Origin of the sequence: Acetobacter malorum, assembly GCF_001580615.1 — a bacterium.
GTDB lineage: Bacteria > Pseudomonadota > Alphaproteobacteria > Acetobacterales > Acetobacteraceae > Acetobacter > Acetobacter malorum.
On sequence record NZ_LHZC01000006.1, the window covers coordinates 1 to 853 of the forward strand.

The window sequence follows — 853 nt, forward strand, 5'->3', positions numbered from 1 at the left end:
GGCAGCCCGCGCGCGGCGCATGTGGAGCGGATTATTGCCCCGCTTCTGACCATTGCGGCCATTGGGCTGATGGGCGTGGACGTGGGCGTAATCCTGCTGCCAGCCCTGCTGCTCCAGCTTTCTGCGCTGCGTTATCCTGAAATGGATTTTTTCTCGCGCAATAAATAAGTGCGTGTTTGCGTGAGTGGCTTTTAAAGCCTGCCAAGGCGTTGAAATCTGCGCTCGGCTTTATCGGTCTCTCTTAACAGCGCCTGTCCCGAAATTATCAGGGCAGGCGCTGTTTTTCTTTAAGTTTACGGAAAAATCTTGCCCGGGTTCATCAGGGTTTTGGGGTCCAGTGCGGCTTTGATCTTGCGCATGGCATCCAGTTCCGCGCCACCGCGCCAGGACGGCATCATGTAGGTTTTCAACTGCCCGACCCCATGTTCGGCAGAGAAAGACCCATCCAGCGTGCGGACAATGTTGGCGACGGTATCCATCATCGCATGGTCCTGCGCAAGGAAGGCTTTCGGGTCCATGCCCTCCGGCTGCACCAGATTGAAGTGGATGTTGCCATCCCCAATATGGCCGAACGGCGCCACGCGGATGCCGGGGATCAGCGCCTCACACGCTGCCGTCGCTTTGGTGATGAACTCCGGAATGGCGGAGAGTGGGACGGAGACATCGTTTTTGACAGAGGCCCCGGCGCGCTTCTGCGCTTCCGCATGTTCCTCACGGATCATCCAGAGCGCCTGACGCTGGCCTTCGCTTTCTGCCAGCACGGCATCGGTCACCAGACCGTCTTCCAGAGCCTGCCCCAGAACTTCTTCCATCAGCGTGCGCAGGCTGTCATCCGCGCGCGGGCTGCCCAGTT

At 59.1% G+C, this 853-nt stretch carries 1 protein-coding gene; it reads right to left on the reverse strand.

Features of this window, described 5'->3' with window-relative positions:
- Positions 1–293 precede the first annotated feature (293 nt).
- On the reverse strand, positions 294–853 hold a 560-nt coding region (locus AD930_RS00030), incomplete at its 5' end, for an FAD-binding oxidoreductase (RefSeq protein WP_244150434.1).